This window comes from Pseudoalteromonas sp. K222D (genome assembly GCF_017653575.1).
GTDB lineage: Bacteria > Pseudomonadota > Gammaproteobacteria > Enterobacterales > Alteromonadaceae > Pseudoalteromonas > Pseudoalteromonas nigrifaciens.
The window spans coordinates 50,415-66,272 of sequence record NZ_JAGGDL010000017.1 but is presented as its reverse complement, the minus strand read 5'-3'; the positions used below and the strand labels follow the sequence as shown (position 1 = coordinate 66,272).

The 15,858-nt window shown below is 39.3% G+C and carries 10 protein-coding genes, 5 tRNA genes and 1 other RNA gene; 12 read left to right on the top strand and 4 right to left on the bottom strand.

Annotated elements, in window-relative coordinates; genetic code table 11:
* Nucleotides 1-39 precede the first annotated feature (39 nt).
* Together J5X91_RS10240 and trmB are read right to left on the bottom strand one after the other, a co-directional pair.
* The gene (locus tag J5X91_RS10240; protein WP_179807626.1) at nt 40-1,065 is read right to left on the bottom strand and encodes a methyltransferase; all 1,026 of its coding nucleotides are present in this window, start codon (nt 1,063-1,065) and stop codon (nt 40-42) included.
* 89 nt (nt 1,066-1,154) lie between these two features.
* Nucleotides 1,155-1,880 carry a tRNA (guanosine(46)-N7)-methyltransferase TrmB gene (gene trmB, locus J5X91_RS10235; RefSeq protein WP_089367781.1) on the bottom strand — a complete coding sequence of 242 codons (726 nt, stop codon included), beginning with the start codon at nt 1,878-1,880 and terminating at the stop codon, nt 1,155-1,157.
* A 174-nt stretch (nt 1,881-2,054) separates the two neighbouring features.
* Here trmB and mutY point away from each other — a divergent pair, with 174 nt between their 5' ends.
* Nucleotides 2,055-3,116, top strand: a complete 1,062-nt coding sequence (gene mutY / locus J5X91_RS10230; RefSeq protein WP_182683844.1) for an A/G-specific adenine glycosylase — start codon at nt 2,055-2,057, stop codon at nt 3,114-3,116.
* A gap of 34 nt (nt 3,117-3,150) precedes the next feature.
* Entirely contained in the window at nt 3,151-3,423 is a 273-nt protein-coding gene (locus tag J5X91_RS10225; RefSeq protein WP_011327256.1) for an oxidative damage protection protein, read from the top strand.
* Between the two features lie 51 nt (nt 3,424-3,474).
* Here J5X91_RS10225 and J5X91_RS10220 read toward each other — a convergent pair whose 3' ends face one another.
* On the bottom strand, nt 3,475-6,249 hold the full coding sequence (locus tag J5X91_RS10220) for a hybrid sensor histidine kinase/response regulator (protein ID WP_208834674.1): 2,775 nt from the start codon (nt 6,247-6,249) through the stop codon (nt 3,475-3,477).
* Between the two features lie 258 nt (nt 6,250-6,507).
* Between J5X91_RS10220 and J5X91_RS10215 the strand changes: the two genes are divergently transcribed.
* The 8 genes from J5X91_RS10215 to J5X91_RS10180 all read left to right on the top strand — a co-directional run bounded on the left by J5X91_RS10215 (nt 6,508) and on the right by J5X91_RS10180 (nt 13,329).
* A tRNA-Phe gene (locus tag J5X91_RS10215) sits at nt 6,508-6,583 on the top strand.
* 72 nt (nt 6,584-6,655) lie between these two features.
* A tRNA-Thr gene (locus J5X91_RS10210) sits at nt 6,656-6,731 on the top strand.
* A 144-nt stretch (nt 6,732-6,875) separates the two neighbouring features.
* Nucleotides 6,876-6,951 (top strand) — tRNA-Phe (locus J5X91_RS10205).
* A 59-nt stretch (nt 6,952-7,010) separates the two neighbouring features.
* A tRNA-Thr gene (locus J5X91_RS10200) sits at nt 7,011-7,086 on the top strand.
* Between the two features lie 67 nt (nt 7,087-7,153).
* Nucleotides 7,154-7,229 (top strand) — tRNA-Phe (locus J5X91_RS10195).
* Nucleotides 7,230-7,539: 310 nt separating this feature from the next.
* Complete coding sequence (locus tag J5X91_RS10190) at nt 7,540-8,958, top strand: TolC family protein (RefSeq protein ID WP_208834668.1); 1,419 nt, start codon at nt 7,540-7,542, stop codon at nt 8,956-8,958.
* On the top strand, nt 8,948-10,249 hold the full coding sequence (locus J5X91_RS10185) for an efflux RND transporter periplasmic adaptor subunit (RefSeq protein WP_089367784.1): 1,302 nt from the start codon (nt 8,948-8,950) through the stop codon (nt 10,247-10,249). Before J5X91_RS10190 ends, J5X91_RS10185 begins: the two co-directional genes overlap by 11 nt.
* Entirely contained in the window at nt 10,246-13,329 is a 3,084-nt protein-coding gene (locus J5X91_RS10180) for an efflux RND transporter permease subunit (RefSeq protein WP_011327260.1), read from the top strand. The genes J5X91_RS10185 and J5X91_RS10180 overlap by 4 nt, the downstream gene beginning before the upstream one ends.
* 138 nt (nt 13,330-13,467) lie before the next feature.
* Here J5X91_RS10180 and ssrS read toward each other — a convergent pair.
* A non-coding RNA gene (gene ssrS, locus J5X91_RS10175) (6S RNA) lies at nt 13,468-13,649 on the bottom strand.
* A gap of 288 nt (nt 13,650-13,937) precedes the next feature.
* Here ssrS and J5X91_RS10170 point away from each other — a divergent pair.
* Together J5X91_RS10170 and pepP are read left to right on the top strand one after the other, a co-directional pair.
* Nucleotides 13,938-14,501 (top strand): UPF0149 family protein, encoded by a 564-nt coding sequence (locus J5X91_RS10170; protein WP_011327261.1) that lies wholly within the window; start codon nt 13,938-13,940, stop codon nt 14,499-14,501.
* Between the two features lie 28 nt (nt 14,502-14,529).
* The gene (pepP, locus tag J5X91_RS10165) at nt 14,530-15,852 is read left to right on the top strand and encodes a Xaa-Pro aminopeptidase (RefSeq protein WP_208834663.1); all 1,323 of its coding nucleotides are present in this window, start codon (nt 14,530-14,532) and stop codon (nt 15,850-15,852) included.
* Nucleotides 15,853-15,858 lie beyond the last annotated feature (6 nt).

Sequence of the window (15,858 nt, the reverse complement as noted above, 5' to 3'; positions counted from 1 at the left end):
ATAAGTTTGAGCACTTGAGGTGCTCAAACATGAGCATTATTAACTGCTGTAAACGGCAAACTTATTATTTTTAAACACGGTGTGATAGTTATCAAATTGCGCTTCTAAAATTGGCGGGTATTTTAAAAAGCTATTAGCAACAATATTCAACTTACCTGCTTTAGTTAGGTGCTGTTTAGCATTGGCTAAAAAGGTTTCAGCCACTGTGTAGTCGGTTGCAATACCGGTATGAAAAGGTGGGTTACTAATAATAAGATCGAACTTACCTGTAATGTTAGTAAGTCCATCACTTAAGAGGGCTTCGCCTTTAATGTTATTAAGCTTAAGGGTTTGCGTTGTTGCATAGATTGCCAAAGCGCTCACATCACTACAAACAAAGCTCAATGCCGGATTTTGCAGCCCTAAATAAGTTGCAATTAAGCCAGCGCCACAACCAAAATCGAGCACAGTACCTTGCTTAATAAACGGAGCGTTTTCAAGCAATATTTTAGTGCCAACATCTAAATTACCGTGATTAAATACCCCAGGAATACTGATAGCGGTAAATTCGCTATCGGCCACACTGACCGTAAATGGCTTATGATAATCGCTAATATTAAACTGACTAAGTTGTTTAAGCTCTGCAAATGAATATAAAACACAGTGCTTTGCTGAGTCTATTTTATTACTAAAATTAGCTTTATCAGTAAGCTGTTTTTCTATTGATTTAACACCACTCTTATTTTCGCCAACCACCAGTAACTCAGCATCTGCTGTAATTACTGCGCGTATATTATCAAGCGCCATAAGAACTTCAGGTTTTGATTTTGGATAGTAAAGAATCACTAAATCAAAGTCGTTACCGCTAATACAGTGGTTTACACATACATCAACGCCGGGTGTGTTTTTGGCAAATTCGCCATTAGCATGATTGTAGCTAAAGGCGGTTATTTTACTCTCAGGGTTACGCTTTTTAAGCTCGGCTAAAAAGCCATCTTGAACAAAGTTGACCACCAATATAGATTTCCCAACTAACTTTTCGCTATTGCGAAGTAACAGTAGGCTTGGATTGGTTAATACGCTCATAAATGGCTTTACCTTACAGATTATATAATTTACAGAGTTATGTACTTAACCTAAATGTTGGTTAAGGTATTTATTATCCGAAATACAGATTACTTAGTGCGTTCAAACATTAAGTCCCACACACCATGACCTAAACGATGGCCGCGTTGCTCAAACTTGGTTAACGGGCGTAAATCAGGGCGTGGTACGTAGTCGTTTGTTGCTGACTGGTTTTTAAAGCCAGGCGCAGCTTGCATTACTTCAAGCATATGCTCAGCATAATTTTCCCAGTCGGTAGCCATATGAAAAACACCGCCCATTTTTAACTGTGAACGTAATTTTTCAACAAACTCGCCTTGTACAATACGGCGTTTATGGTGACGCTTTTTATGCCAAGGATCAGGGAAAAACAATTGTAAGGTTGTTAAACTTTCATCTGCTATACAATCGGCTAAAACTTCAACCGCATCGTGTTCAAAAATACGCAGATTAGTAATACCCGCTTCATCAGCATCCATTAAACAAGCACCAACGCCTGGGCGGTGTACTTCTATGCCAATAAAGTTTAAATGCGGGGCATTTTTTGCCATTTCAACCAGTGATTTGCCCATACCAAAACCAATTTCTAGCACTACATCATTGTTATTGCCAAAAACTTCGCTTAAATCAAGCATGCCATTTTTATGCTCTAAGCCCATTATTGGCCAGCATTTTTCGATAGCGGCAGCTTGGCCTTTGGTTAAACGACCTTCGCGCTTTACAAAACTACGAATAGTGCGGATATACTTACCTTCTTGCTTTGCTTGCTCAAGATTAGTGTTACTTGATTCACTCATATTATTGGCCTGACAAAAATAACTGGTTTAAAAAATGGTTGCGTATTATCCCTGACCAAGCCATGGATAACAAGCTCTAGCTGATTTTACTAGGTGTATAGAGGCGCTATAGCTTGATCTTTTCACTAACTGCAATAAACTGAGCCGCCATTGAGCATACGTAAAAAGTAAACTATTTTGGATTTAAATAAACAGCAGTCTGATTGGTTTTCTAACCAAGTGGTTGATTGGTATCATCTTCATGGTAGAAAAACGCTGCCGTGGCAGTTAGCAAAAACACCCTATAAAGTATGGGTGTCTGAAGTGATGTTACAACAAACTCAAGTAGTGACCGTTATCCCTTATTTTGAAAGGTTTATGCAAAGCTTTCCCGATATTATTGCTTTAGCTAACGCCGATGAAGATCAGGTGCTGCATCACTGGACTGGTTTAGGGTATTACGCAAGGGCACGTAACTTACATAAAACAGCTAAAATAGTTCGTGACAAGTATCAGGGGCAGTTTCCTACAACGCTTGAAGAGGTTATTGATTTACCCGGAATAGGGCGCTCTACAGCCGGTGCAGTGTTATCACTTTCACTTGGGCAGCATCACCCCATACTCGATGGTAATGTTAAACGAGTATTAGCCCGTTTTTTTATGGTTGAAGGCTGGTATGGTGTTAAAAAAGTCGAAAGCCAACTTTGGCATTTGAGCGAGCAGCTAACGCCTAAAAATAACGTAACCGAGTTTAATCAAGCTATGATGGATTTAGGCTCGAGCTTATGTTCGCGTAGTCGTTTTGACTGCCCTGCATGTCCGTTAAGTAGCCGCTGTGGTGCATTTAAAACGCAGCAGGTAAAAACATTCCCACACTCAAAACCTAAAAAAGCAGTGCCGAAAAAAAGCTGCCATCAGTTAATTATTAAACATGATGATAAAGTGCTCATGGAAAAACGGCCTAACTCAGGAATATGGGGCGGGTTGTTTGGCTTTTTTGAGTTTAATGAATTGAGCGAACTAGAGGTGTTTATAGCGCAGCAAGGGCTAACAGCTGACTTAGTGGCGCTTGAACCCTTTACCCATATATTTTCGCACTTTGAACTTACTATTAATCCACATGTGCTAAATGTAGTACAAATTCCAGATGTAATTAACGACCGACAATTAGTTTGGTACCCACTAGATCAGTCAATTGAGGTGGGTTTAGCAGCACCAACTAAAAAGTTGGTTAAACAAATTGCACCAATAGGTTAGACTTGTTTATAACTATCGCTAAAGAGAATTAATTATGGCACGTACAGTATTTTGTCAAAAGTTACAAAAAGAAGCTGAAGGGCTTGGATTTCAATTATATCCTGGCGAAATAGGCGAAAAAATCTTTAACAATATCTCTAAAGAGGCTTGGGCGCAGTGGCAGCACAAGCAAACAATGCTGATTAACGAAAAGCATTTAAATATGATGGACCCAGAGCATCGTAGCTTTTTAGAACAGCAAATGGTTGGTTTTTTGTTTGAAAACAAAGAAGTAGAAATTGAAGGCTACAAACCACCAGAAAAGTAATTGTTATGTGGTATAAAAAAAGGGCTAAATAGCCCTTTTTTTATACCTAAATTAATTCGGTTGTTCTTGCTGCTCGGCATTTTTAATTTGCTCTTTTAAAAATTGAGCAGCTTTAGAATATTCAATTTCTAATTGATCTCTTAAATCAATTAACTTATCGCTGTTTAGTTCATCTGTTTTACATTGCTCTTCAAACACGACGGCCAGTTCAGCGACGCGATGCGCCCCAATGGTTTTAGATATAGACTTTAACTGATGACACCCCTCAAGAATGTCATTAACGTTGCTTTGCATAACACCAAAGTTAATCGACTTTATTAGCTCTTGGCTTTGCTCTAAATACATTTTAAAGAAACGTATTTTCTTCGCGTCATCGCCATTAATGTATTTAGCTACTGAATCCATATCTATTGGCATTGCTGGTTTTTGATGTGGTATGTCTATGCTCTTGTGATTATTTTTTTCATTCCAGCGTATTAGTGTACTTTCTAAAACGTTAAGCTCAACCGGCTTAGTAATAAAGTCGTTAATACCAACAGCTAAACAGCGTTCTTTTTCACCTTTTAAAGAGTTGGCTGTCACGGCAATTATGTAAGGTTGCGATACAATCGAACCTAGCATTTCGGCCTCATTGCGGATTTTTTCGACCATATCGTAGCCCGACATTATCGGCATATGTAAATCGGTTAAAATGAGCGAATAGTTACCTTTTCGCCACATATTAATCCCTTCCTCACCGTTATTAGCTACTTCAACACCGTAACCTAAGATGTGCAGTTGATCAGTTATAACTTGCTGATTCAAAAGGTTGTCTTCAACTAGTAAAATAAGCTTGTTAGCGGCTAAAGCTTGCTCTGTAGTTAAATGGTTATCGTATGCTATGGTTTTTTTAATGTGCTTAGGCTGATGTAAACCTGCAGCTACAAGTATTGATAGCATAAAGTTAGACTTACATAATGGCGTTGCGTTAATATAAAAAATATTTTTATGATTAATAGCTGCATCATCTAGCTTGCTTAAAACGACAACCTGCTGATTATTATCCTCTAAAGAGTAAAGTAAACGCCTTAAAAATGCATTTATGCTGTCCATATCATCAATGCCATCAACAACCCAAATGATATCTTTAGCGTCGTGCAGAGACTCAATTTCTTGCTCGTTGTGCACATAAGTTATTTTGGCGCCCATAAATGATAAATAACGATAGATTACTTTTTCACGGTCAACATTATTACTCACTACAACAATATGCCTGCCATCTAAACTATTTTTATGTGCGAACTTAATTTTACCCGAAGTACTAAATGGCAGCTCCACGATGAATTCACTGCCTATGCCAATATTACTATTAACCGATATAGTACCTAACATTAACTCGGTTAAACTTTTACAAATTGACAATCCAAGGCCGGTTCCACCGTATTCTCTGGTTATTGAGCTTTCCGCTTGAATAAACGGATTAAATATTTCTCTTAATTGCGCTTGGCTCATGCCTTTACCATTATCGGTTACACAAAAACGTAAAGTGAAGTGTTCTGCTGTGTTGTGAGCTACCTCTACAGAGATATTAACTTGCCCCTTATGCGATTCACTCGTGCTGGTAAACTTAATCGCATTGCTGCATAGGTTATATAGTATCTGGCGTACTCGAGTGTTATCACCAATAAGATTAATAGGGATATCAGGAGCAATTGATAAGTTTAAATCTAGATCGCGGTGTTTGGCTATAGAAGAAAGTACGCGCACCACTTCTTCAATCGTATCGGTTACAGAAAACGGGATCGGGTCAATATTTAGTTTGCCTGCTTCAATTTTAGAAAAATCTAAAATGTCGTCCAAAATACTCAGTAAAGAAAAAGCAGATTCACGAATAATGGTACTAAGACGATATTGTGAACCGTCTAAATTTGTTTGGCGCAGTAAATCTATAGTTCCTATAACGCCATTCATAGGGGTTCTAATTTCATGACTCATAGTTGCTAAAAAGGTCGTTTTAGTTTCACTTGCTTTTTGCGCATTTAAAGTTTCTTTTTCAAGTGCAAGAGTTCGAGTTTGCACTTCAATTTCAAGATTGTTTTGCAGTTTTTGTAATTCTTTTCGAGTTTTTTCATTCTCAGATAAAGCTGCTTGTACTTTTTTCAATAAAAAATTAATATTTAGTGCAATCACATTTAAGCCATTACCTAACTGCTCATTTACAGTGCTGTTAAAATTACTGCTATCAGTTACAGCCTGTAATTCTTCGCTAAGCAAGCCCGTACTCTTACGTAAACGGTTATTAATATATTGGTTTAATAGCAATGCTAATACAAATAATGTAATAACCGCTATACAAGCCATAAAATAGGCGCTCAATAATGACGTTTGTTTAGTTAAAGTGGGAGGGGATTTTTTTTGTTTTAAAATAAGCTCGCCAATAGGTTGATCGTTAAGCGTTAAAACTTTATGTAAAACACCTTGATCAACTAAATGCTCGTTAAGTTTAATAGCAGCAATTGCAGGTTTGTTAGTACTATATACCAGCTCCGTTTGTGATGTAGCGCTAAAGCGATATAGCGTGTATTCAAAGTTGTCACTAAATACAGAGGTAAGCTCAAGCAGCTCTTGTACTTTACCTTGTCCGTATATAGTTAAAGCGTCGATTAGAGGAGCTTCTAGCTTGTTAGCCAGTGAAGTGATGTCAATAAGCGGTGCGCTCTTTTTCGTATCCACTTCACTTTGAGAATAAAGTGAAAAGGCAATTATAAACAGTGTGGTTATAATTACATTGCTTAATAAAAAAAGAGGTAACAAACCTTTTATCACTGAAGAGAACTTACTCTGCATGGATTTTTCCTAATTGGTATATTAATAACACGGTAAGCCTTTACCGTACTTTGGGATAAACAAAAACAAGTAAAAATAACTTGCCGCAACTTTAGCATAGTTTAGATTAAAATTATGGTGCTACTTTTCACTTGTTTGTAGTATAAATGAGCAGTGTTAATTAAAAAAGACCCGAGTTGCATAAAAACCATGCAAACAGTTATAAAGAATGAAAAAAAAGTTGACTTGTAACAGCAAAACTCGTTTAATACGCCGCACGCCCAGATAGCTCAGTCGGTAGAGCAGAGGATTGAAAATCCTCGTGTCCGTGGTTCGATTCCGCGTCTGGGCACCATTATTAAATAATAGTGTTTGAAATCAAAGATATTAAACAGTATTATGCGTGCCTTAGCACACAGTTTTGTGTGCCGACTTAGCTCAGCTGGTAGAGCAACTGACTTGTAATCAGTAGGTCAACCGTTCGACTCGGTTAGTCGGCACCATTTATAATGTAATTTGAAAAGAAAGCTGTAATCAGTAGTCTGTTCAAGTTACCCGTCGACTTCGTTAGTCGGCACTATTTATTTACTAAATCAGTTTAGTAAAAAGTTAGCTTAGAATATTTAGTTAACTCGCACAGTTTATGTGCCTCGATAGCTCAGTCGGTAGAGCAGAGGATTGAAAATCCTCGTGTCCGTGGTTCGATTCCGCGTCGAGGCACCATTTATTAAAAGTTATCAATCTTTAAAATTGATAAAGTGCCTTAGCACACAGTTTTGTGTGCCGACTTAGCTCAGCTGGTAGAGCAACTGACTTGTAATCAGTAGGTCAACCGTTCGACTCGGTTAGTCGGCACCATTTATTTACTAAATCAGTTTAGTAAAAAGTTAGCTTAGAATATTTAGTTAACTCGCACAGTTTATGTGCCTCGATAGCTCAGTCGGTAGAGCAGAGGATTGAAAATCCTCGTGTCCGTGGTTCGATTCCGCGTCGAGGCACCATTTATTAAAAAAACCTCACATTTGTGAGGTTTTTTTGTTTATAAAGATTATTTTTCCCTGCATCCCATACAGCTTAAAATTGTTCCAGACTAATTTTAAGCTTATCAGTACACTACTTAGCAACCCCCTTAGTGATACAAACCACTTATAGTTACTTTCAACTTTCTTAATGATCATTAATGTCGAAATAGAGTATAAATAGTTATCCGATAGTTTATGGCTAATTATGTAATGTTATGTAAAGTAAGTTGAGCGTTTTAGTTCAAAGTGCTTGAATTACATTATAAATAGCAGTAATTCAGGTTTAATTATGATTTGGCAACAATACCAGCCAACTTTATTGGCACTCAGTATTGTGCTGCTCAGCGGCTGTGCGAGCAATATAAATTCACAGCAGCGCGAACAAGCACCTAACAATGTACCGCAGCAATGGCAACAAAAAACCTCTGCGCCGGTATTACACGTACAGCAGCAATGGCTTACACAATTACAAAATCCACAGCTGAATAAGCTTGTGGAGCAGGCACTTAAAAATAACCAGCAGCTTTTACAAAGTAGTTACGATGTAGCGATCCAAAAGCAGCAGTTAATTGTGTCGGGCGCTGCGTTGTGGCCAACTCTGGACTTATCTGCGCGTACTAGCCGCAGTAAAAATAACCGCCCAATTAGTTATAATAATGCAAGTTCAGTGAGCTTGAATTTAGGTTACGAAGTTGATTTATGGGGCAAGCTGTCAGATTCTAATCGCCAAGCTAATTTAAACTACTTAGCGCAACAGGCGCGCTTTGAACAAGCCAAACAACAGCTAGTTGCCGATGTAGTAAAGGGCTGGTTTGATGTAGTAACCGCAAAGCAATTACTTGATTTATATAAGCGCCGTGAAGCCAATGCTTTGCAAAATCTTGATATTATAGAGTCAGGTTATCGTCAAGGATTAAACGAAGCACTCGATGTTTATTTAGCTCGCAACGAGCTAAATAATGAGCGTTCACGTATTGCTACTCAGCAAGCGAGCTTATTAACAACAGCAAGAGTACTTGAGCGTTTATTGGGAGATTATCCGAAAGGAATTATCTCGGCAAATAATGACCTACCAGTTATCAATACCGACATTCCACTAGGTTTACCCTCAGAGTTAATTACCCGAAAGCCAACATTACGTGCAAATTGGTATCAGCTTTTAGCAAGTGATGCAAACTTGGCTTATGCCCATAAGCAACGTTTTCCAAGTTTAAATTTAACGGCAAGTTTAAGTGATACTACTGATAGAGTAAGTGATTTGTTTTCGCCATCTAGCCTAGCATGGTCATTACTTGGCAGTATTTCAGCGCCTATTTTTAATGGCGGCCGGTTAAAAGCGAATGAAGAAATTGCGCGTTTAAATAGTCAAAAACAAGAGCAGCAGTATTTACAAACACTTTACGATGCTTTTAGCGACGTAGAAAATGCGATTACGCTACAGCAATCACTTAAAGCGCAATATACAAGCACGCTAGAAGCACAAGAAAATGCCCTTGCTGCCGAGCAATTATCGTTTGAGCAATATCAAAGTGGCTTGGTTAGCTACACTACAGTGCTTGATGCACAAGGACGCTCGTTCGATGCTCAAAGCTCCTTAATTAGTATTAAAAATCAATTGATAGCAAACCGAGTTAATTTACACTTTGCCCTTGGTGGCGATTTTGCAAACACTTCAACCGAACTACAGAGTAATAGCAATGAAAACTAAAACAGCAAAAATTATTATTCCAATCGCGGTTATTATTGCCACTATTTTAATCGTCATGTTTATTAAAGGTAACCCGCCAGAAGCTAATCGCTTTGGTGCACCACCAAAAGCATCAATTAATGTAGCAGTTCAAATGTTGCAGCCGCAAAACTATCAAGTGATGGTAGACAGCTACGGCACAGTAAAACCACGTACACAAAGCTTATTAGTTGCTCAAGCATCGGGTTTAATTATAAATATAAGCGATGACTTTAGAGAAGGTGGTTTTTTTAAAAAAGGTGCGGTACTAATCCAACTCGACGATAGAGACTATCAAGCAGAGGTTAAATCGGCACAGGCTAACTTATTAACAGCAAAGCAAGGCCTTTTAGAAGAACAAGCCCGCGGGCAGCAGGCTATTACAGATTGGCAGCGTTTAGGTAATGATAAACCTGCAAGTAGCTTGGTGCTACGTGAGCCACAATTAGCTGCAGCACAAGCACAAGTATTATCGGCGCAAGCAACACTTGAAAAAGCCAAGTTAAACTTAGAACGTACCCAAATAATAGCGCCTTTTGCAGGACGAGTACTTAGTCGTAATGTAGATTTAGGCCAAGTTGTTAGCAACAATACTCAGCTCGCTACTATTTACGCAATAGACAGCGTAGAGATTCGGTTGCCAATAAAAAACAAAGACCTACCTTTTATTAATTTACCTGAGCAGTACCGCGACGGTGCTAAAAACCAGGCCGGATCCGTGATTAAATTTAGCTCTGATTTAGTTGGTGAGCAAACATGGCAAGGGCAGTTGGCGCGTACCGAAGGTGCTATTGATGAAAGTGCACAGCAACTCTACGTGGTTGCTAAAATTAATGACCCTTATAAAGCAACACAAAGTAATCAATACCCAATAAAAATAGGGCAATACGTTAAAGCGCAGATCACCGGGAAAACAGTTTCTGATGCACTTATTATTGCAAATAGCACTATTTATCAGGGGTCTTACGTTTATATTGTTGAGCAGGGAGTATTAAAGCGTAAAGATATAACGCTTGCATGGCAAAATGCCGCTTTTGCAATGATAAAAACCGGCTTAAAAGCAGGTGATAAACTTGTTATTACGCCACTGGGGCAAGTTAGTTCGGGTACACAAGTGAATATTTTAGGCGAAGATAATAAAGCGACTAAACCACAAAGTATGAAGCAACGCCCAACAGCAGAGCAATTAGCACAACAAGCAAAAGAGCAAGGCATTAGTGTTGCAGAGCTAGTAAAAAAACGTCGCGCAGCAAAGCAAGGAGATAAGCCATGATTGCTTGGTTTACCAAAAACCATGTTGCTGCCAATTTATTGTTAGTAACTTTGTTGCTGTCTGGGCTGTTTAGTTTATCGACGAAAATACCGATCGAAGTATTTCCTTCGTTTGAAACCGATATGATCAGCATTCAGGTTAGTTTACGTGGCGCGACGCCAGAGGATGTTGAGCAAGGTGTCACTATACGTATAGAGGAGTCTGTACAAGATTTAGAGGGTATAAAGCAAATATTTAGCCGCTCATCTGAAGGTTCGGGCTCTGTCACTGTTGAAGTGGAAAGCGGCTACGATCCTCGAGAGTTGCTCGCTGATATAAAAAGCCGTGTTGATGCTATTAATACCTTTCCTGGGGATGCTGAAAAACCCATCGTTGCTCTAGCTGAGCGAAAACGAGAGGTTATAGCGGTAACTGTATCTAGTGATTATGGCGAAAAAGAAACTCGCGAGTATGCAGAGCAAGTACGCGATCAAATATTACGTTTACCCAGTGTAACGCAGGTTGAGTTAAGTGGCGTGCGCGACTACGAACTGGCTATTGAAGTAAGCCAAGATACATTGCGCCAATATGACTTAACACTGGCGCAAATTTCTAATGCGGTTGCTAACTCAAGCTCAGACATTTCTGCGGGTAACTTAAAAACCCAAGGTGGCGATGTACTTATTAGCTCAAAAGGACAAGCATACCGAAAAGATGAATTTGCCAGCATAGTGGTTAAAAACCAAAGCGACGGTACTATTATTCGCTTAGGTGATATAGCCACAATTAATGACGGCTTTGAAGAAACCCCAGTGCGTACACGTTTTAACGGAAAACAAGCCGCTTTTATCGACGTATACCGAATAGGCCCACAAAGTGCAATTACTGTTGCCGATGAAGTAAAAGCTTATATAAATGCCCAGCAACCTTCATTGCCGCAAGGTTTTGCATTAAGTTATTGGGATGACGACTCAGAGCTAGTTAAAAGCCGTATTGCCACACTCACCACTAACGCCTTGCAAGGCGGTATTTTAGTGCTGGCACTGCTAACCTTATTTTTACGCCCAGCTATCGCATTTTGGGTGTTTATTGGTATTCCGGTGTCGTTCATGGGGGCATTTATTGCTATGCCTATTTTTGGCGTAACGCTTAATGTAATGAGCTTGTTTGGTTTTATTTTAGTACTCGGTATTGTGGTTGATGATGCCATAGTCACCGGAGAGAACGTTTACACCCATTTAAAAACAGCCGAATCGGGCGAACAAGCTGCCATATTAGGTACCCAAGAAGTAGCAACGCCAGTGACTTTTGGTGTATTAACCACGGTAGCGGCCTTTTTGCCATTAGCCTTTATTGAAGGTGCACGCGGGGCATTATTTGCACAAATTCCGGTGGTGGTTATTCCGGTATTATTGTTTTCTTTAATTGAATCTAAATTTGTTTTACCTGCACATTTAAAATATATAAAGCTACGTCACCAAAAAGGTAAGCAATCAAAGTTTGATCTGCTACAGCAACGTTTTGCTGATGGCTTTGAAAGTGCGATTTTAAAATATTATCAACCTATTCTTAATTTAGCTCTGCGCCATAAACTGGCAACGGTGAGCTTATTTGTTGGCGTGTTTTTAATTATTTTAACTATGATCACCAGTGGTTGGACTAAGTTTGTATTTTTTCCACGTATTCCCAGCGAAACCGTACGGGTAAACTTAACCCTGCCTGCTGGCACGCCGTTTGAAGTAACTAATAAGTACGTGATTGATATGTCGCAAAAGGCGCAGCAATTACAAGAAAAATACCGTGACCCTGATACGGGGGAGAGCGTTATTTTAAATATTTTAGCAACAACGGGCGGGCGCGGCGGAGTATCTAACTCAGGCGCAGTACGCTTTGAAATTACCCCAGCTGAAAAACGTGATTCAGATATAGGCTCACGCGAGCTTGCCAGTGAATGGCGCGAATTAATTGGCGTTATTCCCGGCGCTGAAAGTCTCACCTTTAGAGCCGAAATAGGTCGTAGTTCAGATCCAATAGATGTGCAGCTTAGCGGTACATCGTTAAAGGTTTTACAAGACGTGGCAGATCATATTAAAACGCGTTTATCGACCTACCCAACTGTATTCGATATTGCCGATAGTATGTCTGATGGTAAAGAAGAGTTACAAATAGAGCTTACAGAGCAAGGCTTAGCGCTGGGTTTAAATAGAGTAAATGTAGCAGGGCAAGTGCGTAACTCGTTTTTTGGCTCGCAAGTACAAAGGATCCAACGTGGGCGAGACGATGTGCGCGTAATGGTACGTTTGCCTATTGATGAAAGACGCTCGGTAGCCGACTTACAAAATATACTCATAAACACACCTGCCGGTGGCTCAGTGCCTTTATCGCATGTGGCTATTTTAATTACAGGGCAAAGCCCGTCTACTATCAATCGAATCGATCGTTACCGTACTTTAAATGTGACCGCCGATATAGAAAAAAGCAACACTAACATGACCATACTCCAAGCTGATTTATCCCAGTATTTGGATGAGCTAATGCAGCAATACCCAGGAGTTGATTATGCATTAGAAGGAGAAGCAAAAGAGCAAAGAGAGTCGTTTGGTTCACTTGCTTGGGCGTTAGTATTTGTATTTTTTATTATTTATGCGCTATTAGCGATACCGTTTAAATCGTATTTACAGCCATTAATAGTAATGAGTGTTATACCCTTTGGCATGATAGGCGCTGTAGTAGGGCATTGGATCATGGGAATGGAATTAACCATTATGAGCTTGCTTGGCATGCTAGCATTAATTGGCGTAGTGGTTAATGACTCGCTGGTATTAGTTGACTATATTAATAAAAAACGCACAGAAGGGATTGAATTAATTGAGGTAGTTAAACTTGCCGGCGCGTCACGTTTTCGCCCAGTTATGCTAACTAGCTTAACCACTTTTATAGGATTAATGCCGTTATTATTTGAAAAAGCGACTCAAGCGCAATTTTTAATTCCTATGGCTGTGAGCTTAGGCTTTGGAATTATATTCGCCACCTTCATTACTTTATTGCTAGTACCGGTAAATTATATGCTCATGGAGCGTTTTCAGGGTTGGTTTAAGTAAATAAGTGTAAGCATTTAGAGTTTAGCTGTAAGTAAGGAATTACTTGCAGCTTTTTTTTGCCAAAAATTATAAAAATAATTTAGAAAGTTATAACAAAAAAGACAAATAAATAATAAGAGGGATTATAAAAATAAGAAGGTGTTCCCCAAAGTGTGGTGTTGGTGTCAGTCCTGAAACCTTGAGGTTTCAGGGCGGGAATCTGCGGTTTACCGTAGGCTTCTCGGTACATGCCGAGCTTGCACAATAGTATACGAACAGAAACCCTGGTATAAAATTTATCGGCTCAGGGACTTAACCAAGCTCCAGCACCCCAGGGAACAAATCCAGTATATAAGACATAATCGAAAGCTTAAACCCCAAAAGCAAAATATTATTTTGTTTGCGTGGTTATTGTGCACTTATCATTAGTTATTTACTTATGAGTGTGCTTTTTAGCCATAAATATGTTTTTTATATATTGGGCTTAATAAAGCATACCGCAGCAATAAAGAGCTGCCACTATTAAAGTGTTTAATAGTGCCCCTTAAGCGGTTTGATTATAGAATTTATTGGAGTTGCTTTTTATCGAGTGGTAGCATTGCCTTAACTAGCAAAATGAAGATATAACAATGAGCGATTTACCAGATTACGAAGAAGCCCAATTATTATTAGAAAAAAACGAAATATTTGTATCACCGGCCGAAGCGCACGGTGTAATTAGTGGTTTATTAGCTTGTGGGTTAACGATTGACGACAAAGAATACCTAGGGCTGTTAAGCGATGTGTTTAACGATGGTGATTCGTTTAGTAATAATTTAAAACAGTTTTTTGGCAGCATTTATAAGCAGGTCGTTGCTAGTTTTAATGATGAAGAGTTTGCGTTTGATTTGTTTTTACCCAGCGACGATGAAACACTTATAGATCAGGCTAATGGTTTGGTTTCTTGGGTTGCAGGTTTTATGCTTGGCTTTGGTTTAAAGCAAAAAGATTACGGTAAATTATCAGCCGATGTAAAAGAAGTTATTACCGATTTTAGCGAAATTACTCGCCTTGATACTACCTTTGAAGAAACTGAAGAAGACAGCCAAGCACTACATGAAGTGATTGAGTATGTGCGTGTGTCGGCATTACTTTGCTTTGCAGAGTTAGGTAAAGATCAAAGCACTGCTAGCACTAAAAAAACACTTCATTAATAGTTTAAGTTAAACGGGTTTGTTGCACATGGTTGAAATACAAAAGTCAGAGTTTAAAGCACGTCGTGAGCGTCTGCTTGCAAAAATGGATAGTAACAGTGTGGCAATTATACCTGCGGCGAGCGAAGTTACGCGCAGCCGCGACACTCACTATGCATTTAGACAAGACAGTGACTTTTTTTACTTAACTGGTTTTAATGAGCCCGATGCCGTACTTGTACTTGCTCCAAATAGCGACACCCCCAGTACATTATTTTGCCTTAATAAAGATAAACTAGCCGAAGTATGGCATGGCCGTAGAATAGGCTTTGAAAAAGCAAAAAACGAATATTTGTTTGATGCAACCCATGAATTAAGTGAGTTGAGTGAACAGTTATTTAATTTGCTCAATGGCAAAGCGGTTTTATATTATGCGCAAGGTGCATATTCGGCTTTTGATGGGCGTGTTTTCTCTTTACTTAATACTCTGCGCAGCGCCCCTAAAAAAGGTGACACAGCGCCAAGTACCATTAAAAATATTCGTTTGTTAATTCACGAAATGCGTTTATTTAAATCACCAAGTGAAATAAACATTATGCGCGCAGGCTGCGAAATTAGCGCGCAAGGCCATGTTAGAGCAATGTGTTTTGCCCATAGCGGTGCAACTGAGTATCAATTAGAAGCAGAGCTACATCATCATTATGCAATGCATGGTGCGCGGCACCCAGCGTATGGCACTATTGTAGGCAGTGGCGACAATGCTAATATTTTACATTACACCCAAAACAGCGACGCCCTTAAAAGTGGCGATCTAGTGTTAATAGATTCAGGTTGCGAGCTACAAGGCTACGCTGCTGATATAACGCGAACTTTCCCCGTAAATGGAGAATTTAGCGAGCCTCAAGCCGCGCTTTATAACATTGTACTTAAAGCACAAGAAGTGGCTTTTGAAGAAATAAAACCAGGTGGTTACCTGTCGCACGCTAATAAACTAGCAATGGAAGTAATGACCCAAGGTTTACTCGAGCTAGGTATTTTAACCGGCGACTTTGACGAGCTAATGGCAAAAGGTGCGTGTAAAGAATATTACATGCACGGGCTTGGACATTGGCTTGGTTTAGATGTACATGATGTTGGCGACTACAAATTAAATAACGCTGAGCGTGCATTTGAGCCGGGTATGGTACTGACCATAGAGCCAGGGCTTTATATAAGCGAAGACTCAAGCGCACCGCAAAAATACCGAGGTATTGGTATTCGTATTGAAGATAACTTATTAGTAACCCCAAGTGGTTATGAAAACCTCACCCTAAGTGCGCCAAAAACCATAAGCGATATAGAAGCACTTATGCAAAGCAATAAAAGCGCATAAGACTAG